The organism is Zhengella sedimenti (genome assembly GCF_046506625.1).
In the GTDB taxonomy this organism is placed as follows: domain Bacteria; phylum Pseudomonadota; class Alphaproteobacteria; order Rhizobiales; family Rhizobiaceae; genus Zhengella; species Zhengella sedimenti.
Genome location: NZ_JBKFFP010000004.1, coordinates 232,664 through 252,728 on the forward strand (window position 1 = coordinate 232,664; position 20,065 = coordinate 252,728).

General features: G+C 63.3%; 18 protein-coding genes and 3 pseudogenes. 8 read left to right on the forward strand and 13 right to left on the reverse strand.

Annotation, left to right across the window (positions count from 1 at the left end; translation table 11 throughout):
• Nucleotides 1-57: 57 nt before the first annotated feature.
• A complete protein-coding gene (locus tag ACLB6G_RS13115; RefSeq protein WP_410356628.1) occupies nt 58-1,731 on the reverse strand; it encodes an alpha/beta hydrolase in 1,674 nt (557 codons plus the stop codon).
• A 203-nt stretch (nt 1,732-1,934) separates the two neighbouring features.
• Between ACLB6G_RS13115 and ACLB6G_RS13120 the strand changes: the two genes are divergently transcribed.
• A complete protein-coding gene (locus ACLB6G_RS13120; protein WP_410356629.1) occupies nt 1,935-2,999 on the forward strand; it encodes an alpha/beta hydrolase in 1,065 nt (354 codons plus the stop codon).
• A gap of 26 nt (nt 3,000-3,025) precedes the next feature.
• Here ACLB6G_RS13120 and ACLB6G_RS13125 read toward each other — a convergent pair whose 3' ends face one another.
• From ACLB6G_RS13125 to ACLB6G_RS13145, 5 genes and pseudogenes are all read right to left on the reverse strand, one after another.
• Nucleotides 3,026-3,946: an amidohydrolase gene (locus ACLB6G_RS13125; protein WP_410356630.1), complete on the reverse strand. Its 921-nt coding sequence runs from the start codon at nt 3,944-3,946 to the stop codon at nt 3,026-3,028.
• Complete coding sequence (locus tag ACLB6G_RS13130) at nt 3,916-4,218, reverse strand: amidohydrolase family protein (protein WP_410356631.1); 303 nt, start codon at nt 4,216-4,218, stop codon at nt 3,916-3,918. The genes ACLB6G_RS13125 and ACLB6G_RS13130 overlap by 31 nt, the downstream gene beginning before the upstream one ends.
• Nucleotides 4,219-4,250: 32 nt before the next feature.
• The gene (locus ACLB6G_RS13135) at nt 4,251-4,580 is read right to left on the reverse strand and encodes a COG4705 family protein (protein WP_410356632.1); all 330 of its coding nucleotides are present in this window, start codon (nt 4,578-4,580) and stop codon (nt 4,251-4,253) included.
• Nucleotides 4,562-5,083: a COG4705 family protein gene (locus tag ACLB6G_RS13140; RefSeq protein WP_410356633.1), complete on the reverse strand. Its 522-nt coding sequence runs from the start codon at nt 5,081-5,083 to the stop codon at nt 4,562-4,564. Before ACLB6G_RS13140 ends, ACLB6G_RS13135 begins: the two co-directional genes overlap by 19 nt.
• A gap of 178 nt (nt 5,084-5,261) precedes the next feature.
• Nucleotides 5,262-6,073 (reverse strand): annotated as a pseudogene (locus ACLB6G_RS13145) (COG4705 family protein).
• 311 nt (nt 6,074-6,384) lie between these two features.
• Here ACLB6G_RS13145 and ACLB6G_RS13150 point away from each other — a divergent pair.
• A complete protein-coding gene (locus ACLB6G_RS13150; RefSeq protein ID WP_410356634.1) occupies nt 6,385-6,771 on the forward strand; it encodes a PepSY domain-containing protein in 387 nt (128 codons plus the stop codon).
• Between the two features lie 76 nt (nt 6,772-6,847).
• Here ACLB6G_RS13150 and ACLB6G_RS13155 read toward each other — a convergent pair whose 3' ends face one another.
• Nucleotides 6,848-6,994, reverse strand: coding sequence for a hypothetical protein (locus ACLB6G_RS13155; protein ID WP_410356808.1), 147 nt, complete (start codon nt 6,992-6,994; stop codon nt 6,848-6,850).
• Between ACLB6G_RS13155 and ACLB6G_RS13160 the strand changes: the two are divergent.
• A pseudogene (locus ACLB6G_RS13160) lies at nt 6,951-7,166 on the forward strand (MFS transporter); the annotation flags it as partial. The gene ACLB6G_RS13155 and the pseudogene ACLB6G_RS13160 sit on opposite strands and share 44 nt — an antisense overlap.
• A 305-nt stretch (nt 7,167-7,471) precedes the next feature.
• On the opposite strand, the gene ACLB6G_RS13165 reads toward ACLB6G_RS13160, so the two are convergent.
• The 3 genes from ACLB6G_RS13165 to ACLB6G_RS13175 form a co-directional block, all read right to left on the reverse strand.
• Complete coding sequence (locus ACLB6G_RS13165; RefSeq protein ID WP_410356635.1) at nt 7,472-8,728, reverse strand: flavin monoamine oxidase family protein; 1,257 nt, start codon at nt 8,726-8,728, stop codon at nt 7,472-7,474.
• Between the two features lie 533 nt (nt 8,729-9,261).
• Complete coding sequence (locus ACLB6G_RS13170; RefSeq protein WP_410356636.1) at nt 9,262-10,074, reverse strand: SDR family oxidoreductase; 813 nt, start codon at nt 10,072-10,074, stop codon at nt 9,262-9,264.
• Between the two features lie 10 nt (nt 10,075-10,084).
• A complete protein-coding gene (locus tag ACLB6G_RS13175) occupies nt 10,085-10,954 on the reverse strand; it encodes an SDR family NAD(P)-dependent oxidoreductase (protein WP_410356637.1) in 870 nt (289 codons plus the stop codon).
• A 157-nt stretch (nt 10,955-11,111) separates the two neighbouring features.
• On the opposite strand from ACLB6G_RS13175, the gene ACLB6G_RS13180 reads away from it, so the two are divergent.
• On the forward strand, nt 11,112-12,002 hold the full coding sequence (locus tag ACLB6G_RS13180; RefSeq protein ID WP_410356638.1) for an AraC family transcriptional regulator: 891 nt from the start codon (nt 11,112-11,114) through the stop codon (nt 12,000-12,002).
• A gap of 433 nt (nt 12,003-12,435) precedes the next feature.
• Here ACLB6G_RS13180 and ACLB6G_RS13185 read toward each other — a convergent pair whose 3' ends face one another.
• The gene (locus ACLB6G_RS13185) at nt 12,436-12,924 is read right to left on the reverse strand and encodes a hypothetical protein (RefSeq protein ID WP_410356639.1); all 489 of its coding nucleotides are present in this window, start codon (nt 12,922-12,924) and stop codon (nt 12,436-12,438) included.
• A gap of 183 nt (nt 12,925-13,107) precedes the next feature.
• On the opposite strand from ACLB6G_RS13185, the gene ACLB6G_RS13190 reads away from it, so the two are divergent.
• The 4 genes and pseudogenes from ACLB6G_RS13190 to ACLB6G_RS13205 form a co-directional block, all read left to right on the forward strand.
• Nucleotides 13,108-14,064: a TAXI family TRAP transporter solute-binding subunit gene (locus ACLB6G_RS13190; RefSeq protein ID WP_410356640.1), complete on the forward strand. Its 957-nt coding sequence runs from the start codon at nt 13,108-13,110 to the stop codon at nt 14,062-14,064.
• Nucleotides 14,065-14,157: 93 nt separating this feature from the next.
• Complete coding sequence (locus ACLB6G_RS13195; protein WP_410356641.1) at nt 14,158-16,254, forward strand: TRAP transporter permease; 2,097 nt, start codon at nt 14,158-14,160, stop codon at nt 16,252-16,254.
• A gap of 141 nt (nt 16,255-16,395) precedes the next feature.
• Nucleotides 16,396-16,764 carry a DUF1850 domain-containing protein gene (locus tag ACLB6G_RS13200; RefSeq protein WP_410356643.1) on the forward strand — a complete coding sequence of 123 codons (369 nt, stop codon included), beginning with the start codon at nt 16,396-16,398 and terminating at the stop codon, nt 16,762-16,764.
• 396 nt (nt 16,765-17,160) lie between these two features.
• Nucleotides 17,161-17,399 (forward strand): annotated as a pseudogene (locus ACLB6G_RS13205) (IS66 family transposase); the annotation flags it as partial.
• 316 nt (nt 17,400-17,715) lie between these two features.
• On the opposite strand, the gene ACLB6G_RS13210 reads toward ACLB6G_RS13205, so the two are convergent.
• Nucleotides 17,716-19,482, reverse strand: coding sequence for a FecR domain-containing protein (locus ACLB6G_RS13210; RefSeq protein WP_410356644.1), 1,767 nt, complete (start codon nt 19,480-19,482; stop codon nt 17,716-17,718).
• Between the two features lie 236 nt (nt 19,483-19,718).
• Nucleotides 19,719-20,039, reverse strand: a complete 321-nt coding sequence (locus ACLB6G_RS13215) for a hypothetical protein (RefSeq protein WP_410356645.1) — start codon at nt 20,037-20,039, stop codon at nt 19,719-19,721.
• Nucleotides 20,040-20,065: the final 26 nt, after the last annotated feature.

A 20,065-nucleotide genomic window follows, 5' to 3' on the forward strand; every position in this document is an offset into this window, starting at 1 on the left:
ATGCATTTCGAACCGGACCTGAGGTAGAATTCGACTAGGGGTCTCGCGGGGTGGGGGTCAGCGCCCGTTGGAACACCCCGCCTGAAACCCGTTGTCACAATGCGCGATCAACCGCTCCGTATCGGCCTGCGTCCAGCCGCGCGGGGCGGTCACCTGCACCCAGGGTCCGATGTAGTCGCGCGCGTAATAGGCGTGGCCGTAGCCCGGAGGCGATCCGAAGGACAGCGCCATGTCCAGCGCAAGCTGGAACTGCGTGACGATGGGCATGAAGACAAAGTGGTCCGACATGTCCGCCGCGGGCGGTTCGCGCATCCAGGGCGGCGCGCGCCAGAGCGAGGCGGGATCGTAGAACACCACCGGGTCGCTGGAATATTGCAGGAAGACGATGCGCATGGGCCCCCACTCGCCCTCGGCCTGCGAGGCATCGGCGAAATGGGACGCATAGCGCACAAGCGATCCGTCCCCGATCACCGGCAGGACCCATGGGCTGCCGGGGTTGCGCTGCTTCTGCACGTAGTTCCAGAAGGCCGAGGGGAAGGGCGGCCCCGCCCAGAACGCGCCGTCGATCGGATCGTCCAGCAAGCGGAACAGGTTGGTCGCATACATCGACGACCACGCACCCAAGCTGAGGCCGTGCACGTAGAGACGCGGGCGGCTTTCGGGTGGCAGGGTCTTCCAATAGCCATGCACCACGTCCTGCAGGGCGGTGGCCTGCTCCAGCCCGGCATTCGTCTCGAGGATCAGCGCAAGCGGCGACTGGAGATAGGAATACTGGACCGTGACCGTCGCGATGTCGCCATTATGCATGTATTCGACCGGATCGAAGGCCCCCGGATCCATCCAGCCTGTGCCGGTGGGGCTTGCCACGATCAGCACGTCGCGCTCGAAGGCGCCGAGGCGCTGCAGTTCCGCCAGCGCCAGTTCGGCCCGTGCGCGCGGTGTGTCGCCGTTGGCGCGGCCGACATAGACCCGGATCGGCTCCAGCGCCGGTCGTCCCGTGAAGGCCGAGATCGCGGCGGCATCGGGGCCGGAAGTGATGTAGTCGCGCCCCGGCGTGCCGATGGCCGCCCAGTCGACAAGGGACGCGGCACTGCCGGTCTTGCGGGGATCGTCGGGACGGGGCGGCGCCCGGTCGAACAGCGCCTGGGCCGTCTCGTAGCTTTCGTCGAGCCCGCTCACCACCGTGTCGAAGATCCCGTCCCGCGTCACGACGAAGAGGATCGTCACGACCGCGAGAAGACCCAGAACGTTGGCCCGCCGCGGCGGCATCACCCGGTAAAGACGGGCGCGGATCAGCCGGAAGAACGACGCGACCAGACGGCCCAGCAGGTAGGTCAAGGCGAAGGTTACGAAGGCTAGGACCAGCACCCGCGCCAGCCGCAGCGCATCGGCGGGTTCCATTCCCACCCTGGCGCGCAATTCGTTCTGCCAGGACAGGCTGGAGCCGAGCACCCAGAGAAAGAACGCCAAGATCGCAGCCCCCGCGAGCCAGGTCAGTCCCCTCGCCGGCCGACCCGACAGGATTGGCAGGTCCGACGCGCGCCACAGTAGCGCGATTATGACGCCCAGAAGGTAGCCCAGCCCAGTGACCAGCCCGCCAAGGATGCCCTGCACCTCTGGCCCTCGCGGGATCAGCGACGGGGTCAGCGAGGCGGCGAAGAACAGCAGGCCCAGCATCAGGCAGGGAACCGAGAAGCGTCCGACGATCCGGGACAGGATGGCTTTGGTCATGCGTCGCCCTCTGGTGTCTTTTCCGATGCCGCGCTGCGGCATGCGACTCTTGTGCCTCCAGCGCCCCGTCCGGGCAAGCCATCGCATCGTTCCTGGTGATTATCGTGCGGTGATCGTGGCTTGTTCGCTTTTTCGATGTCAAGCCGCGCTGATTTCACCGATACTGTGAAACACGATTTCAAGCCGGTTGCAGGGATAACGAGATGCCATCTTCAGGAGCCATTCTTGCGCAGGTCGTGGGCGCGGCCCTGGTCTGTTTCACGTCCGTCCTGGCCGTTCCCGCGCCGTCGCTGGCAGAGCAAGACGCGGATGCGCGCGAGGTCCCGTTCCTGACGCTGCGCAACCGGACCGACGCCACCGAACCAGGCGCGATCTTCAGTGACGAACGCAGCAGCCTCAGCGCGGGTCGGTGTCGGGTGCGCGAAGTCGACCTCAGCGTGCTCGCGCCGCTGGCCCAGGCCGCGCCCGCCTTCATCCGCGAGGAATTCCTGCGCGTGGATTCGGTGAGCGAGACGGACAGCGCCGCGCTTCTCGACAGCTTGCAGGCGACGGCACAGGGCGTCGCGCCAGTGATCTACGTTCACGGCTATTACATCGGCTTCGAAAAAGGCTGCCGCCGCGCGGTGCTGCTGCAGGAAAACGCCGACCTTGCGGGGCGCTTCCTGTGGTTCAGCTGGCCGTCCGACGGGGCGCTGGCCTATTACACCCATGACGAGGCCGACCTCTACTGGAGCGTGCCCGACCTCGCCGACGCCATCGTCGAGATGGAGCGCCGTTTCGGCCCAGGCATCGTGGATGTGGCCGGGCACAGCCTCGGCGCGCGCGGCGTCGTGCTGGCGCTTTACGAGGTGGCGAGCCGGAACCCCGACATCCGGCTGGACGAGATCGTTCTGCTGGCCCCGGACATGGATTTCGGCATCTTCCAGCGCATCCTGCCGCGCATCCGTCCCATCGCGGAGCGGATCACCGTCTATGTCACGAGCGGTGACCGCCCGCTGGCCCTTTCGGCGCAGTTGCACGGGTATCCGCGGCTGGGCGAGGCGGGCAACGACGTGTCGACCCTGTCCGGGGTCGAGGTGATCGACCTGAGCGCGCTGCCGGTGGAAAGCCCGACCGGCCATCTCTATCACATCTACAGCGCCGACGTGGGCCGCGACCTCGACCAGCTTCTGAACGGCGGTCTGCATGCGGCGGAACGACCGCACCTGGTGGCGGCTGGACCAAACCTGTGGGTGATGCAGCCGGGCGGCGAAACCGGGCCCGACTGAACCTGTTCGAGTGCAGAGCCCGTCGGTCAGGCGGCGTAGACCCTGGTTCCGTTCATCCAGGTTTCGAGCACCTTGATGCTCTTGATCTCGTCTGGCGGGACCGCGCGGGGATCGGCGTCGAGGATGACCATGTCGGCGAACTTGCCCGCTTCCAGTGTCCCGATCTCGTGTTCGGAGAACAGCTGCCAGGCCGCTTCGAAGGTGACCGCCCGGATCGCCGGCTCGACCGAGATGCGTTCCTCCGGAGCCAGCACGTAATCCGGTTCCTTCCAGGTGCGGCGCGTGACGGCCATTTCGATCATGTGCAGCGGCACCGGGTCCGTGACCATGAAATCCGAGTGCAGCGTAAAGCCCACGCCCGCGTCCTCGACGCTCTTGCAGCGGTCGAGCAGCTGGGCCTTTTCCTCGCCGAAGACGGTGTCGCGCATTGCGATGCCCCAGTAGTGGACATGGCCGATCAGGAAGCTTGCGGAGACGTTCAGGTCCTTCATCCGCTGGATCTGTTCGTAATGCAGGATCGAGCAATACTCGATCCGGACACCGACAGAGGCCATGTCGACGCCGGCCGCCTTCAGGGTGTCGCAGGCGTCGAGTATGTTGTCGATGCCCGCGTCACCGTTGCCATGGATGGCCAGTTGCCAGCCCTTCTGCGCGCGGTCGAACGCCGTCGCCGTCAGGTCCTCGCGCGATATGTAGGCAAGGCCTCGGTCGTCGGAATTCAGGTAGGGCTCGCGCTGCAGGCCGGTAAAGCCCTGGTTCGACCCGTCCGCCACCAACTTGTATCCCGTGCCGCGGGCGATGGGCGTGCCGTCGCCAGGTTTGACCCGGGCCTTGTCCCAGGCCTCGGTGCCGATCGTGTAGAAGGCATGGGCGCGCACGCGGGCGGACAGCTGGCCTGACTGCGCGGCGGCTGCTATCACGTCCACGTCGGCGGGCGACTGCGACAACCCTCCAAACTAAGTTCCGAGACGGTCGTCAGGCCGAACTGGCTCCACTTCCTGAGCAGAGTGATGAGCCCCGCGATCGGGTCGACCGTTGCCATGGCGGGGTTCTTCGAGGCGACCGGCATGAAGGCCACGTTGTTCTTCATGACGCCGGTCAGCTTGCCCGAGGCATCCCGCTCATACTCGCCGCCGGGTGGGTTCGGGATGTCGGCGGGGATACCGGTGACCTCGAAGGCCTTGCTGTTGGCATAGGCAATATGCCCCGAGGCGTTCATGACAAGGATCGGCCGGTCCCTGCTTCCCGGCGTCACCCGGCGGCGTCGAGACCGTCATTGCGCGCTGCGGCGACAATCGGCATGCCTCTAAGTGCCCGGCGCTTCGATACGCCGACGATGGCGGCGATCAGCACAAGGCAGACGAGCGACGCATTGTAGGTGCCAAGGTCGAGGCCGCCTTGCGAAACGGGCTTGGTGAGGAAGTCGCCAAAGGTGGCGCCGAAGGGCCGGGTGAAGATGAAGGCAATCCAGAACAGGGCGATGTCGTTCATAGCCTTCGAGTAGTGAAGCACAATCAAGACGGCGATGACTGCCGAGCAGACAAGCGCACCCTCGATATAGCCTAGTCCGGCATTGTCCACCAGAAAATCGCCGAAGGCCGTTCCGAGGCTGTTGGAGAACACGAACGCAACCCAGACGTGATTTCCGCGTCACGGCGCTGGATCGGATCGACGCTCAGGTTTCCGTCGCGCCAGCGCCAGAAGGCAAGCGTTGCGAAAATGCCTGCGGTGAGGATAACGGAGCCGGTGGCGTATCCCAGCCCCAATGTCCGGTCCATCATGTCCGATATCTCGGTGTCCGCCGTGGTCGTCGCCACGATGGCTGCCCAGAAAAGGGCCGGGTGAAAGGCGTTGGCGCGGACCTGGAAGAAGAGGATGGCCGCCAGCATGGCGCCCGTGATGCCCAACCCTGCGACATAGCCGAGATTGAGCGTCTGTGCGATGAAATCGCCGGTGGTCTCGCCAAGCGTCGTCGCGGTGATTTTCATGATCCAGAAAGCCAGGGTCACTTCGGCGATCTTGTTCAAGGATTCAGATGAAAGCGGCGCATGGAAACAGCCAGCCTTTTCAAGTGTGTCACCCATGATTGGATACCAGTTTTGAGGATGTCGAAGGGTCTGCTCGGGAGCGGAAATGGCGGTCGGGACGAACCCGGCGCACCCACCGCAGGCTTTGCCTCTTTTGGATCGCCAATCCTGCCGTCTTCGGTGCACGAAGGCAGGCCAGTGGCGGTGTCCACGCCTGTGGCATATTCGGTTGATGTCATTCCGCCCGATCGCTGCGCAAGGCTTCGTCGCCGTCATGGGTGATGGTCATGAAACCGATGACCGCAGCGATGGCGAAGAGGAAGACGAGGCTGGTGGCAGTCGTTCCAAGTCCCAGTCCGCCATCGGCCTTGGCCTGCGACAGGAGATCGCCGAATGAGGCGCCCATGGGACGGGTGAAGATGTAGGCGAGCCAGAAGGCCAGAATACCGTTCAGCTTGAAGACATAGTAGGCGAGAGCGATTGCAGCGATCAATGCGCTGTAGGCGAGACCGGCCTGGAGATAGCCGAGCGACAAACCATCCGCCAAAAGGTCACCGGCGGCAGTCCCAAGGGCGAAGGTGAACAGGATCGCCAGCCAGTAGAAGGCCTCGCGCGGAAAGTGTAGATCGTATGGATCGACAGCGTGCGCTCGAACACGAACCAGAGCGCGAATGTCGCGGCCAGCGCGATGGCGAAACCGGCGGTCGCGGCTTCAAGGCTGACGCCGAGATTGTCGACCAGATTGTCCGTGATCAAAGTGCCGACGACCGAGACCAGCACCACGGCCAACCAGTAGATCCATGGAATATAGCGCCGTTGCGCAAATTGCAGGACAAGCGCGGCGGTCAGAAAGCCGCTCATGATCACGGATGTCGCCGACAAGCCGAGGCCTAGATTGACGGCGAGATAGTCTGCGGCGGTCTCGCCCACGGTGACCGCCAGCAATTTGACGATCCAGAAATCCGCGGTGACTTGGGGGACGCGGTTATGGAGTGTGGCAGAGCCGCGCGATTGCGCGGCGCCTTGCGTCGTTTCTAGAGTTGTCATGTCGGCTCCTTTGCGGCGCAGCGGCCGCCTATCCTATGAAAATCCCGTCTAGGCCAGCATCATGCCGGCACGCTTCGGCTCGCTCTCGAGCCAGACAAAGCGTTACTGGACCCGGCAGGTGTCGGGGTTCTTTCGCCGAACTTACGGATTTGTAAGGCTGGGTCGCGTGAAGGCGGCCGCCGGCTTGTCGCCGCATGACAGCCACAAGCCGCAATCATCCGTAAGGTTTTCGAAAGGCGCTGGTGAAGTCCGGGCTCCATCTTCCTGTCATCGGACCGGCATAGGGCCGGCCGGATAATCAGGAGACAACCATGATCAAGAAGACCTCCCTCCTTGCGACAGTCATCACCGCTTCTCTTGGCGCTGGCGCCGCGACGTATTCCTTGGCCAATGACAACACTGCCGGGGCTGACAAGCAGGAGATGCAGGCGCTGGCATCAGCCACGCTCTCGGCTGGTGACGCCATCAAGGCGGCGCTCGCCCAAACGCCGGGAAAGGTGTCTGAACTCCAGTTCAATCTGGAAAATGGCGTGGCCAATTATGAGATTTCAATTCTCGGCCAGGATGGCGCTGAGCATGATGTCGCAGTAGACGCCACGACAGGAAAAGTCGCAGCCATCGCCGCCAACGAAGACGAGAATGGCGCCATGGACGAAACCGATGACGGCGGCCAAGAAGACGGCGAAGCGGACGACTGACGTCACCACTTCATGACTCGCGCTCAATGCGTGTCGCGAAAGAGGCCAGCCGTTTGACAGGTGTCGTCCGGCTGGCCTAGCCCTTGAAGGGCGCGGCCTCATTGCGCGTCGCATCAGTGAACGGAACCATAGTCCCCTTGTCCGATCCCAGTCCGGCGTGCGCCACCAAAAGGCGCAGATTGCCTACGGGAATTTGGGCGCTTGGGTTCGTTTCGCTGCTCATGGATGTCTCCTCCGAAATGATCCACGCGCTCTTGCCGGTCTTTCTGGTGACCGCACTTGGCGCATCGACGCTGGCGGTCGGGATAATCGAGGGGATCGCGGAAGCGACTGCATCCTTGACCAAGGTCTTCTCAGGCGCACTCAGCGACTCGTTCGGCAAACGAAAGGCGCTTGGCGGGCGCGTCAGCGCCATTCCTGGCCTGGCCGGATTTGCCGCCCTCGCGATGACGATGTTGGCTCTATTACGCCGCTTGCCAAATTTGAGGCAGGGTCCTGAAATCATATGACGGCAAGCAGTACCACAGACCCGAACCATACCCGAAAGCGGGTCAAATCTCGGTGGAAATGCCGGGTCAGTTCTCAGCGGAAATCAACGATCAGGCCGCCCTGGCGGGTGCGGTTGGCCTGCTTTCGCAGTTCCCGGGCCAGAAAGGTTGCCGATCCGAGTTCCGCGAAACGCTCGAAGATGGCCCGGACCTCAGCCGGCGATCGAAATTGCGGCGTTCAGACCGGACAGGAAGGCGCCATGCATCGTCCCGTAGTGTGCGATCGAAATGACTTCTCCTGCAAAGGCCAGTCGACCATTCCATTGCGGCCGGGCAAGCGCGCGCCGTTCGCGCGGTCCCCGTCCCACCGCGTTGCAACTGTAGCTTCCCGCCGCGAAGGGATCTCTTGCCCAATACGTCGCACGTGCCTCGCGCGGGGCGGGAAAGCTGCTTCCGAACAGATCCCTGAGCGCGCCGGTTGCCAAATCCACGAGGTCACGGTCCTGAAGCACCGCCACCGCGTCAGCTTGTTGACCATGGACAAATCCTCCCAGCACCGGTGCACCGCTCACGCCGGCAAATGATGCCCATGCGGAAAACGGGCCTTTGTCGGCCGCAGCGATCCAATAGGTATCTTCAGGCCATCGGGCTTTGTCGAAACGCAGCCAGACCTTCTCGATACGGCCCATGCCGAGACCGTCGATGGCAGAACGGACCTCATCAGAAAGGGGCGGGTCAAAGGCGATGCGGCCCGCCTTCAGCACGCCAAGCGGGACAGTGCAGAGGATGCGATCCGCAGGAACCACCTCTCCGTGCAACAAGGTGACAGCCTTCGGTGAAACCGCCACGACATCTTGACCAAGCCGGATATCAAGGCCCGCTGCCAGATCCGCGATCAAACGATCCAGCCCGCCGGGCAACCAGAGATCACGACCGGGAAAGGCTTCGCCATCGAACCCGTACCAGGCCGACAACGTTGTGGCTGGACAGCCGTAATTCGGCTCGACCTCGATCCGCAGGTGTCTCAGGGCGCGGGCACGCTCCGCCTCGGATGCGGTCTGCCAAGGTTCAGATGTCGTCAGTGCGTCCAATACGGACATGTCCTGCACTCCATCTTCCGCCTCGGACAAAGCCTGAGTGAGAAGGTTGGAACGGGTTGCGTCGTCCCAGGCCATGTGTTGCCCGTTCCCTGCGACCACGATGCCCCTGCCGTCAAAGGGGACGGTCTTGTGACGATGTTCCCGCGCGAGTGCCAGAACCGGGTTGCTTCCTTCTCCATGGATCCAACCTGCGCCCAGTTCCAGAGGCAGGTCGGGCCAGTCCCGAACTGTCCAGACTCGCCCACCAATACGGTTGCGCGCTTCAAGCACCGTCACGGCGTGACCGGCACCGGCGAGTTTCCGTGCAGCAGAAAGACCAGCAAGACCCGCGCCGATCACGATGATCCGCAGAGGCGAGAACGCAGACACGGGTCCGGGTCTCGCCGAGTCAACAGCGAGGGCGGCCAAACCCGCCAAAATCGCCCGTCTATCGATCCGGCTATGCATGGCATTCCCTTCGCGATTGCGCCCTTTGCAGGCTACCGGTGGCAAGCCCGGCACTCTGACGATTGGCCATACAATTAGGGGTGCCTGAACCAGTCGGCAACGCCGATGTTTACCTCCGCGAAGACCGCGGCAAGCTGGCATGGCATCCGGCCTCGGACTATCGGGACAACCGGAACACGTTATTGTCATGGGTGTTGCGCCGGGCATGCTCGACGGAATGTGGAAGCAACGGCAAGCAGTCCAAACCGTCACAGAAATGGTTGGTGAGGGAGGTCATCAAGCACATTGCACGGCATCGGTGGCACATAACGTTCGACGCGGCTACCCTGCCCTCCGCCACCTTTCGCGACTGGTGTCGAACTCGCTTTTTCCAACTCGAGATTGGCGTCAGGCTGTTCAGCCCGGCTGTGATCCTTACAGCTAGTGCTGCCCGGCGGTTGCCTGGCAGGCTGACGTTAGCTCCTCATCAGTTCCTTGATCTCGCCTATGAACGTCGCGTCGTCCTTGGCCTTTCGGTCTTCGAGCAAGGCATGGGCATCCTGGCCGGCGCGGAAGCGGAGGCGGTCGCCGGTTTCGCTGACGGCCTGCCAGATGGCCTCGGCGACGACGTCGGGGGCGGACGGGTTCGCGGCCAGCTTGCCGAACAACCGCCCCATGGCCTCGGCGGTCGGGGCATATTCCGACAGCGTTTCGTCCATCGCGAAATCAAAGGAACGGCCCCCGAAGTCGGTCTTGATCATGCCCGGCTCGACGATGCGCACCCGGATGCCGAGCGGTTCGAGTTCATAATGCAGCGCCTCGGACAGGCCTTCGACGGCAAACTTGGTACCGTGGTAGAGCGTGCCGAGCGGAAACGTGATCTGCCCGCCGATGGACGAGATGTTGACGATGGTGCCGGAACGGTTCGCACGCATATGCGGCAGCACGGCCTTCGTCACCTCCAGAAGGCCGATCACGTTGGTGTCGAACTGCCGGCGGATGCGCTCCGTCGAGAAGGCCTCCAGCGGGCCATAGGCACCGTAACCGGCGTTGTTCAGAAGTGCGTCGATTCGGCCGAACCGGGACAGCCCGTCAGCCACCGCCGCGGCAATGGTGCCCGCATCGGTCACGTCCAACCGAGTGACGAGGACATTTTCCAGCGCGCTGAGTTCTGCACTGGTGGTCGGGTCCCGCATGGTTGCGATGACGTTCCAGCCCTCGGACTGGAACTTCAGAGCCGTGGCCTTGCCGATTCCGGAGGAGGCGCCCGTGATCAGGATGGTGCTCATTTCTCTCTCCTCAGGCATTCAGGTCAAGCATCCGCTCGATCCCGAAGTTGGTCAGGACCGTGCGCGTGACGTCGTGCAGCACGCCGTTGTAGCGCTCGATCTCAGGGCCGACGCCGGTGTGATCGACAACCGTGCGGAACGGCTTTTTCCCGAAGGGCATGTCCAGCAGGGCCACCACCGCTTCGGCGATCCGCTCGGGGCGCTGCTCGGGCGTGGCCTCCAGCATCTGCGCCAGCCCGGCCGCCGACATCGCCGGGACTTGCGCGAAGTCGCCATAGCCAGCCTCGCGGCCCGGATCATTGGGCGCGACCATCCCGTCGAAGAAGGGCGTTGGCATCGCCCCGGGCTCGATGATGCAGGATTCGATGCCGAAACCCGAAAGCTCTGTCCGGTAGCATTCGGCGATGGCTTCCAGTGCCCATTTCGACGCCGAATAGGTGCCGTAGAACGGCGTGGCGATCCGACCGATCAGGCTGGAGGTGTAAAGGACCGTGCCGCGCTCCTGCGCGCGCATGTGTGGCAGGGCTGCGCGCATCACCCGTTGAACACCTGTGACATTCACGTCGAACACGCGGGTCATGTCCTCGGGCGACATCAATTCCTGGATGCCGTAGGACCCGATACCGGCATTTTTGAACAGTACGTCCAGCCCGCCGAGCGCGGCGATGGCGTCGGATACGCCGGCTTCGGTGCTGGCCGTGTCCGTAACGTCCATCTCGACGATCTGCGCACCCGCGGCCTCCAACTGCGCAACCGTATTGGCATTCCGCCCGTCGCGGCTGCGCACGCTGCCCGCGACCTCGTGCCCGCAGTCCAGAAGCGCCAGTGCCGTGGGCTTGCCGAAGCCGCCGGCAATTCCAGTAATCAGCACCTTTGACATGGTGGTCCTCCTCGTGTCCTTGTCAAATCGACCCTAGTGCGGCGGAGGCGTTCATTCTTTCCCGATTGACCGGATTTTTTGCCTGATCCTCCGATCGATGAAGATTTCTTACAAGGACGTGGGGCGCCTGTGCTAGACAAGGAGCAAGGAGGAATGCATGAAACACGGTGCCCTTCTGGGCCATGTACTCGCGTTGCTCGACCGGGAAGGACCCACGCAAGGCGCGCTCGCACACGCCCCGACCGGCCTGCATTTCCTGCGGTACACGGCTCCGACCGGGCAGGACGCGACCGTCTACCGCCCGCTTCTTTGCCTGGTTCTGCAAGGTGCCAAGGAGATAGCCACAAGCACGAGGACTCTGCGTGTCGCTGACGGGCAATCACTCGTTGTCAGTCATGCGCTGCCAGTCCTCTCGCGCGTCACCGGGGCCGCGCCGGACCGTCCTTACGTCGCGCTCGTTTTTCCGATCGACCTCGACCTCCTGCGCGGCATGGTCGCCGACGTGTCGCCCGTCCGTGCAGCCAGCCAGCATGACCCGTTCTCGATCTCGCTCTGCCAGACCGATCTGGAGATGGAGGGGGCGCTGCTACGCTATCTCTGGCAATGCAATCACGAAGAAGCGCACCGCCTGCTGGCCCCGATCACGGTGCGCGAAATCCACGCACGGCTCTTGTTGGGGACCCATGCCGAACCGCTTCGCAAGCTGCTCTGGCACGAGACGACGGCCAGTCGCATTTTCCAGGTAACGCATGAAATCCAATCAGACCTCGCCCGCCCGCTCGTAGTCGGCGATCTTGCGGACCGGGCCGGCATGAGCAGTTCTGCCTTTTTCCAGCACTTCAAGGCCGTGACGGGAACGTCGCCGCTGCAATACCAGAAGGACCTGCGTCTCCTGCGCGCCCGCGAGGCGTTACGCAGCACGAACGAAAAGATCTCCGAAATCGCGTTCACGGTAGGATATGAAAGCTCGGCCCAGTTCTCACGGGAATACGCCCGCAAGTTCGGCTTGCCCCCAAGACAGGACCGCTCCGTCCATGCAGCAGAGTAGTCGTCCGTCATCTGTCGTACGATTCGAACGGCAGTCGCTTCTTGAGCAGACAAAAAATTCGAATTCATTCCATATAAAAACAATCAATGACTTACGGGGTAGAGAAGGTTGGATTTGAGGCCCACCCCGTCCGCCACCTGGCCGACCGAAACGGTTCTCCCCATCCGGCTGCGGCCGGATTTTCCCGTTGTTTTCGAGGGTTATGCGCGAGGGGCTGAGCACTGGCCCAGGTGCCAGACGGGCCGGATGCCTTCTCTCAGGGTCGACATTCTCCAGACCTCATGACTGCTCGGGTCTGGTGAATAGCTTGCAAACATCTGGCATTGCGTTTGGACTTTAGAAGTGTGAATTCATTTCGCTGGCAGTTCCGCTCGACCGAGACGTTCCTGAAATCAAACATCAGATGAATTGCCGATGGGTTCGGTCCATGTGCTCAGTCCGATTTGGGGCCGGAAGGAGACTGGCGGGTTTTCGGTAGAGATACGAGGAAGCTGACGAAGATCTCTTCTGCGACGCAGGGCGCCTGCAGCCCGATCTGCGCAACGACATCAAGGCCATGCTCACGCTCTACCTGCGACGCAGCGACACCGCGAAATCCGGACACAAACCGTGATCCAATGACCAGAAGCGAGTTCGAACAGATGCCGGCGCCGCCCCGTTCCTTCCTGACTGTTACCGACAAAGTGATCCGCTGGCAGGTTTCCGCCCTCGACATCGCGGGCTGGGCGACCGACGGCGAGATCGCGTTCTCCGCCTGGCTGCCGACCGTGGAGAAGGCCGAAAAGCAGAACGCCTTGGAGATCGGGGAGATCGACGGCGCGGACGTGGACGCCCTGTTCCGTCGCTCGAAGAAGTCGGAAAGGGAATGGACTGCACGCCCGGTCGATGGGGTCGCCGTCACTGCGGTGGACGCGATCATCATGCGCAAGGAATTCGAGCGCTGCGAACACGCCTTGGGAATGTTCGACGCCGGGTCGGCCGCTCAGCTTCGGGCGGCGAGAGGCGCACGGGTGTGGCCGCGTTTTTGGGTTGGCTTTCGCACGCCGATCAATAACATGGGCCAAGCCGCGCATTGTGCGCGCGCCAATTTTCGGGAGGTTTCACCATGTTCAAGATCGGCACCCGCCTGCTTGCCGCAGGTGCCATGTCTGCGACGCTCGCTCTCGGCGCCCTGCCGGCCAAGGCCGACGAGTTCATCAACGTGCTCACCGGCGGCACCTCGGGCGTCTACTATCCGCTCGGTGCCGCGCTGGCCAAGATCTACGGCGAGAAGATCGAGGGCGCCCGCACCCAGGTCCAGTCCACCAAGGCTTCCGTCGAGAACCTGAACCTGCTCCAGAAGGGCAGCGGCGAGATCGCCTTCGCGCTCGGCGATTCCGTCAAGTCAGCTTGGGAAGGCGACGCCGAGGCCGGCTTCTCCAGCAAGCTCGAAAAGCTGCGCGGCATCGCGGCCATCTATCCGAACTACATCCAGATCGTCGCCTCGAAGGAATCCGGCATCACGTCTTTCGAGGACCTGAAGGGCAAGAGCCTGTCGGTCGGGGCTCCGAAGTCGGGTACCGAGCTCAATGCGCGCCGCATCTTCGAGGCCATGGGCATGAGCTACGAGGATCTCGGCCAGACCGAGTACCTGCCCTTCGGCGAGTCCGTCGAGCTGATCAAGAACCGCCAGCTCGACGCCACGCTGCAGTCGGCCGGCCTCGGCGTCGCCTCGATCAAGGATCTCGCGACCGCGCTGCCGATCACCATGGTTTCGGTGCCGTCCTCGGTGGCCGAGAAGCTTGGCGCACCGTTCCTCGCCGCGACGATCCCCGCGGGCACCTACGAGGGACAGGCGGCAGACGTGCCGACGCTTGCCATCACCAACATCCTGGTGACGCACTCCGACGTGTCGGACGAGACCGCCTACCAGATGACAAAACAGCTCTTCGAGAATCTGCCGGAGATGGTCGCCGCGCACGCCGCCGCCAAGGCGATCAGCCTCGATGCCGGGCCCAAGGGCCTGCCGATCCCGCTGCATCCGGGCGCGGAGCGCTACTACAAGGAAAAGGGCCTGCTCTGATCCGGGTCGTCCGCCCGTCGAGATCCCTTCGTCCTCCGCGGCCGCCTTCCGGGTGGCCGCTCATCCTTCGCGACTCCTTTTCCGGGGCATGACATGAGCAATCCGGCTGCCAGCGAAGTCGGTTCTTCCGCGACCTTCCATGATCCGACCGGAGGCGGGTTCCCCGCCTCGCGGGAAGGGCGGCTCCTGTTCTGGATCGCCGTCGCGTTTTCGGTGTTTCAGCTCGCCACAGCCGCGCACGTCGTCAACCTGCCGAGCCAGATCGTGCGGGCGTTCCACGTCGGCTTCCTGCTCCTGCTCGCCTTCCCGCTGGTGGCCTCGGCCGCAGCGTGGCGCCTGCCGTGGAAGGGGCTCGCCTGGGCGCTGGCGCTGGCAGCGATGGCCGTCGCAGCTTACCAGTGGATCGAGTACAAGCCTCTGATCTTGCGCGCCGGCGACCCGCTGCCGATCGACATCGTGTTCGGCGTCGTGTCGCTCGCCACCATCTTCCTCGCCGCATGGCTGATCATGGGGCCGGCGCTGCCAATCATCTCGGGCGCCTTCCTCGCCTATTGCCTGTTCGGGCAGTACCTGCCGTCGCCGCTCAACCACCGCGGCTACGACTTTTCGCAGGTCATCGACCACATGGCCTACGGGACGGAAGGCATCTACGGCATCCCGACCTACGTCTCGTCCACCTACATCTTCCTGTTCATCCTGTTCGGCGCCTTTCTCGAGAAGGGCGGGATGATCCGTCTCTTCACCGACATCTCGCTCGGGCTTGTCGGCCATGCGCGCGGCGGGGCGGCCAAGGTGTCGGTCATCTCGTCGGGCCTGATGGGCACGATCTCGGGCTCGGGCGTCGCCAACGTGGTGACCACCGGCCAGTTCACCATCCCGCTGATGAAGCGCTTCGGCTATCGCCCCGCCTTCGCCGGCGGCGTGGAGGCGACCGCCTCGATGGGCGGGCAGATCATGCCGCCCGTTATGGGCGCGGTCGCCTTCATCATGGCCGAGACGCTGGGCATCGAATATTACGAGGTCGTAAAGGCGGCGATCGTGCCGGCGGTGCTTTACTTCGCCTCGACCTTCTGGATGGTGCATCTGGAGGCCGGCAAGCGCGGGCTGATGGGCCTGTCGCGCGACGAGCTGCCTTCGGCTTGGGGCGCGTTGAAGCGCGGTTGGTACCTGCTACTGCCGCTCGGCGTGCTCGTCTACCTGCTCTTCACCGGCTACACGCCGCTGTTTGCCGGGACGGTGGGGCTGGCGCTTACAGTGCTCCTGATCCTCGGCGGTTCGGTGGCGCTCGGCCTGCCGGGGCAGGCGATTCGCATCATCTTCTGGATCGGGCTCGGCTTGGTGGCGGCGAGCTTCTTCCGCTTCGGCATCGGCTTGGTGCTTGCGGCCGTGGCGGTGCTGGTCCTCGCCAACGTCTTCGTGGAAGGCGGCCGCAAGACGCTGGCCGTCTGCCGCGATTCGCTCGCCGACGGCGCGCGGACGGCGCTTCCCGTCGGCATCGCCTGCGCCATTGTCGGCGTCATCATCGGCACCATGACGCTGACCGGCGTCGCCAACACCTTCGGCCAGTACATCGTCTCCGTCGGGCAGAACTCCCTGTTCCTGTCGCTCGTCCTTACCATGATCACCTGCATCGTGCTGGGTATGGGCATCCCGACGATCCCGAACTACATCATCACCTCGACCATCGCCGGGCCGGCGCTGCTCGAACTCGGTGTGCCGCTGATCGTCAGCCACATGTTCGTGTTCTACTTCGGCATCCTGGCAGACCTGACGCCGCCGGTGGCGTTGGCCTGCTTCGCGGCTGCGCCGATCGCCAAGGAGGGCGGGCTCAGAATCTCGATCGAGGCCGTGAAGGTCGCGGCGGCCGGTTTCGTCATCCCCTACATGGCCGTCTACACGCCGGCGCTGATGCTGCAGGATGGCGGGCCGCTGGCCGATGCGATCGGCTACTGGCCGGCGGTGGCCTACATCGTCTTCAAGGCGGGACTGGCGATCCTTTTGTGGGGCGCGGCGGTGATCGGGTTCCTGCGCGGGCCACTTGCGCCCTGGGAGCGCCTGATCGCCGCGGCGGCCGCCTTCACGCTGATCGCCGCGCTGCCGGTGACCGATGAGATCGGCTTCGCGCTCGCCGCCCTTGTGCTCGGGCTGCACTTGTGGCGGACTTGGGTGCGGCCGGTGGCGTCGGAGTGATGCGGTTGTGGATCGGAAACCGGTGAGGCTCCACGAGGCGCCCCTCTTTGCTGCCGGACGTCTCCCTCTCAAGGAGGTGATGCCGGCAGACAGAGGAGCGAAACCCTTGGTTCCGGAGGCCGCGAGGTCCGGGTCACCGTCATGCCGATAGCACTGTGCATCATCGCCTCGGGCAAGACCACGATGCTTGCGGCCTCCGCCTTCACACTCGCCTGGACGCATTCGGTGGAAAAGATTCGCTGGGAGGAGGACTGGCGGGTGACGCCGGCCGGGTTGGAACTCGTCGTCGCGCGGGTCGAAGGCACGGGCGCGGGGATGGAAATCCCCGATGGCGCGATGCTTGAGGACGGCATCTGGTCGTATCGGCCGGACTTGCCGCCGCAGGCGGCGCTGCATCTGGCGAGTTCCGGCGCCACGGCGAGCGGCTGGGAGTTTTGCGCGGACGGCCGCTGCCTGACGCTCGGGGCAGACCCCGGGGAGCCGGTCGAGATCAGGCGCTGCGAAGAATAGGGGCGTCCGGCGGCGTGACTGTTCTGCCCACTTGATCTGGGTTCAGCGCGCGCGAGTGCCACCTTCTACCATTAGCTGCCATCGAGGATATCGTCACCGATGTCGGGTGCAAGCAGCGTGAGGCGCATCACGTGGGTCATGTAGGCGGAAAGCGCAGGCCCAGCGCCCTGTCTGGAATTCTGTTGGAGTTGTCTAACTCCACGATGCCCTCGGCAGTTCCAAATCCTTCTGGCCGACGCGCATCGTACCGGCATTGACGATCGGATCATGATTCCACACGATCCGATCAACGGGGAGAGCTGGCGTGTTCCAATTCAACGAATTCCTGACAAAGCTTGGTTTTGACCTGGAGCGCACCCGCCGAACGCCTCGCCGCCCAGCGCGCACATGCCGCCCCCCATCGTCGCCACGCTCAAGCCGTGGCTGGAAGGCCAGCTCTCGCGCATTCCGCAGAAAACCCAACTGGCCGAGGACATCCGCTATACCGTCGCGCACTGGCCCGGCCTGATCCGGTTCCTCGACAATGGCACCCTCGAGCTCGACACCAATCCGGTCGAGAACCAGATCCGCCCGATCGCGCTGACACGGAAGAACGCTCTCTTCGCAGTAACGAAATCGGCGCCGAGAACTGGGCTTGAGCCATCCTCGACGCACACCCCAAATCCCGCATCGAGGACCTCATGCCCTGCTGCTACGCCCAGACGTCAAGCCTCACCGCATAGAGCCGCAGCGTAGCACTTACGGTAATCTGGTTAATGGCGCGATCTCCCTGGCGGTTGCCGCCGCCGGCTGGGTGGGTGTCAGTTCACCCGGAGATCATGCCGCCCTCAAATTTCCACAAACTCCGCGCCACGACCCGCCGATCTATGCGCGACGCGGTTCTGTTTACAATGGCATGATCGCTTTAAGAGATCGCCTCGGGGTCGAAGACAGAAGGAACGAGCCAAGGGCTTACCGCGAAGCTTCTTCATTCCAGGCGTAGAAATATCGATAATTGACGAGATAGTTGCCGTACTTGATCTCCACCACGATTGGAACCTCGGGGTCTCTCGCAGGGCCAGACGGGATTTCCCTCGAACCGGCAAGGAAGGCGCTTCCCGATGAAATCGTCAATTCAGAGCTGTAGTCTCGATCAAAGACGGACAGGCTCAGTAACGAGTAATCACGACCTTCTCGCCTATCGATGAAATATTCCGCTCCGGACATGCCCCAGCGAACCGATGCGCTGATACTGTTCGAAAGGTAGGCATTCGGGTGGGAATTTATCAGCACGGTTCCTCTCACCGGAAATGTGAGCGTTTCCCCGGGGACAAGGATCTGCGGAGGCGAATTCCAGTTGAAAACCCCCGAGATCGCCTGGTTTGCGAGATAATCGGGTGGAACCGAGGTCTGGACCTGGGTCGTGGACGAGACCGTCACGTTTCCGGCGCCGCCGGTCCATGTAACATTCGGGTAGCGTGGACTGAGTTCCACTTCATCCATTCGGACGAACTGCCAGTAGCCGCCCTCTGCGGGGAGAGGCACTGGCGCGATGATGGGCGCGGGGGCCACGGGGGCGGAGGGTGCTGCGGCGGTGCCACTGACATCGCGTCGGCAGGTGATGTAGCGGAAACCGTCGCAGAAGACCTGGTCACAGATCTCGCCGCTTCCGATGAGTTGGGTCGGGGTTGCGAGGCCGATATCGGACTCTTCAGCGAAACTCTCGGCGGCGGCAAAGCCGTTCGCCTGACAGTAGGCATCTGCGGCCTCCTGACCGCAACGCTGGGCCCAGAGGACACAGAGGTCGAGTCGATATCCGTTCCACGTCGGACGGTCAAAAGTATGGACCGGACTTGCCGCCGTTGTGGCCTTGGCGTTCCATTGCGCCAGTTCGGCCGCCACATCAAATGAACGTTTCTGCTCGAAACCGGAGGCTGACGCCGATAGCATTTCTCCCGCACGTACTTCCCGGACCTCGCCTGTCGCGGTCGCGGTCATCTCGACTACGCCTTCAATGACCTTGATCGTCGATCTCCCACTTTCTTGGTCGGCGATGAACTCTGTCCCCTTGATGGAGGCAGCAGCGTCATTCATGGTGACGTCCAGCGTTCCTTCCGTGACCATCTGCTTGACATTGACCCAAATCCGTCCTGCCAGCAGGAGCCACTTGTTCTGCTGAAACCTGTCTAGTGGGCAATTGATGAACACATGGGTGCGCGAACCCAATACGAAGGTCGACATGTCCACAAAGCTGATGGTGGCGCTGCTGTCACCACCAGTTTCAATATGGGTCCCGTTGCGCAGGAACATGTCGAGGGAGGCCGGCTCCTGGGCATCTGGATCAGTGTAGTGCCATGTAAGAACTTCACCGCCCCAATCTGTGAATTTTCCACCAGAATCGCCTCCCGACATGTACCCCGGCTTTCCACAATTCCCCTCTGTTAGAACCGGCTTGCTTTTCGGCTGCGGAGAAGGTTCCAGCTGTACTGTGGGTTCGGCCACCCCGTCGGGCGAGAAGATGTAGTTTCCCTGGTCCGTGCCATCCGGGAATTGTTGCGCCAAAAGCATCCTATCGCTGGGCACGGCGACGCCGCCGCCAACCTCGGAACTAGTGCCAAGCGGCGCGGTGTGTGGTGTGTCCTGATCAGGCGCGGAGCTGGCTATTCCCGGCGCGAAGAAACTCGCGAGAAGCATGAGGATCAGTACCTGCAGGGCGGTTCTTGTGCGTCCAACCGTCATTTGTCCGAGCCTTTCTCAAGATTGCCTTGCGCACCGCAACTCGACGGCGAGGACCCATCCTCCTTTAATATGCTTCTGGAGGCGTGCCAGATTCTTGACGTGGATCAAGAACCGGCGCTCAAGAAAGGCAGACACGCCAAGCCCGGGGTGCGGTGCCGCCGGGGCGAAAGGCCCCTACCTTGCTCACACGCTGCGCGCGCTGCTCGATGGTCACCCCAAGAGCCGCATCGACGAGCTCATGCCCTCGACCTTCGCACCCGCGTCAAGCCTCGCGGCATAGGGCCCCGGCCAAGCGCTTGCCATCGAGACGCCGGAAACCCGTGGTATTCGCGTCCCAGCCGGTGACGTTGCCGGGCTGCCGTGTTGTCCGGGCTGATGCGAAGCCCGGTGGCGGCGCCGGTCATCCCGGCGAACCACGGTTTCATTTCGGTCTCTGGGGAAGCCTGTTCTTGCGCCATGCCCTTCAATGAAATCGGCTGGCCGAGTTTCTTGATGTCCAGATTCACAAGCTCGCCCGGCATCTCGCGCTGGTAGAGTAGCATGACACTGACGGCCATCAAGCTTGCCGGGAGTGCAGTCGTTC

Coding starts and splice junctions, on each gene's coding strand:
- ACLB6G_RS13200 (WP_410356643.1), top strand. CDS start 16,396: ATGCCGATAGCACTGTGCATCATCGCCTCGGGCAAGACCACGATGCTT.
- ACLB6G_RS13130 (WP_410356631.1), bottom strand. CDS start 4,218: ATGAACGCCTCGGGGCATATTGCCTATGCCAACAGCAAGGCCTTCGAG.
- ACLB6G_RS13150 (WP_410356634.1), top strand. CDS start 6,385: ATGATCAAGAAGACCTCCCTCCTTGCGACAGTCATCACCGCTTCTCTT.
- ACLB6G_RS13155 (WP_410356808.1), bottom strand. CDS start 6,994: ATGAGCAGCGAAACGAACCCAAGCGCCCAAATTCCCGTAGGCAATCTG.
- ACLB6G_RS13190 (WP_410356640.1), top strand. CDS start 13,108: ATGTTCAAGATCGGCACCCGCCTGCTTGCCGCAGGTGCCATGTCTGCG.
- ACLB6G_RS13140 (WP_410356633.1), bottom strand. CDS start 5,083: ATGGGTGACACACTTGAAAAGGCTGGCTGTTTCCATGCGCCGCTTTCA.
- ACLB6G_RS13120 (WP_410356629.1), top strand. CDS start 1,935: ATGCCATCTTCAGGAGCCATTCTTGCGCAGGTCGTGGGCGCGGCCCTG.
- ACLB6G_RS13115 (WP_410356628.1), bottom strand. CDS start 1,731: ATGACCAAAGCCATCCTGTCCCGGATCGTCGGACGCTTCTCGGTTCCC.
- ACLB6G_RS13195 (WP_410356641.1), top strand. CDS start 14,158: ATGAGCAATCCGGCTGCCAGCGAAGTCGGTTCTTCCGCGACCTTCCAT.
- ACLB6G_RS13210 (WP_410356644.1), bottom strand. CDS start 19,482: ATGACGGTTGGACGCACAAGAACCGCCCTGCAGGTACTGATCCTCATG.
- ACLB6G_RS13170 (WP_410356636.1), bottom strand. CDS start 10,074: ATGAGCACCATCCTGATCACGGGCGCCTCCTCCGGAATCGGCAAGGCC.
- ACLB6G_RS13180 (WP_410356638.1), top strand. CDS start 11,112: ATGAAACACGGTGCCCTTCTGGGCCATGTACTCGCGTTGCTCGACCGG.
- ACLB6G_RS13175 (WP_410356637.1), bottom strand. CDS start 10,954: ATGTCAAAGGTGCTGATTACTGGAATTGCCGGCGGCTTCGGCAAGCCC.
- ACLB6G_RS13185 (WP_410356639.1), bottom strand. CDS start 12,924: ATGATGATCGCGTCCACCGCAGTGACGGCGACCCCATCGACCGGGCGT.
- ACLB6G_RS13215 (WP_410356645.1), bottom strand. CDS start 20,039: ATGGCCGTCAGTGTCATGCTACTCTACCAGCGCGAGATGCCGGGCGAG.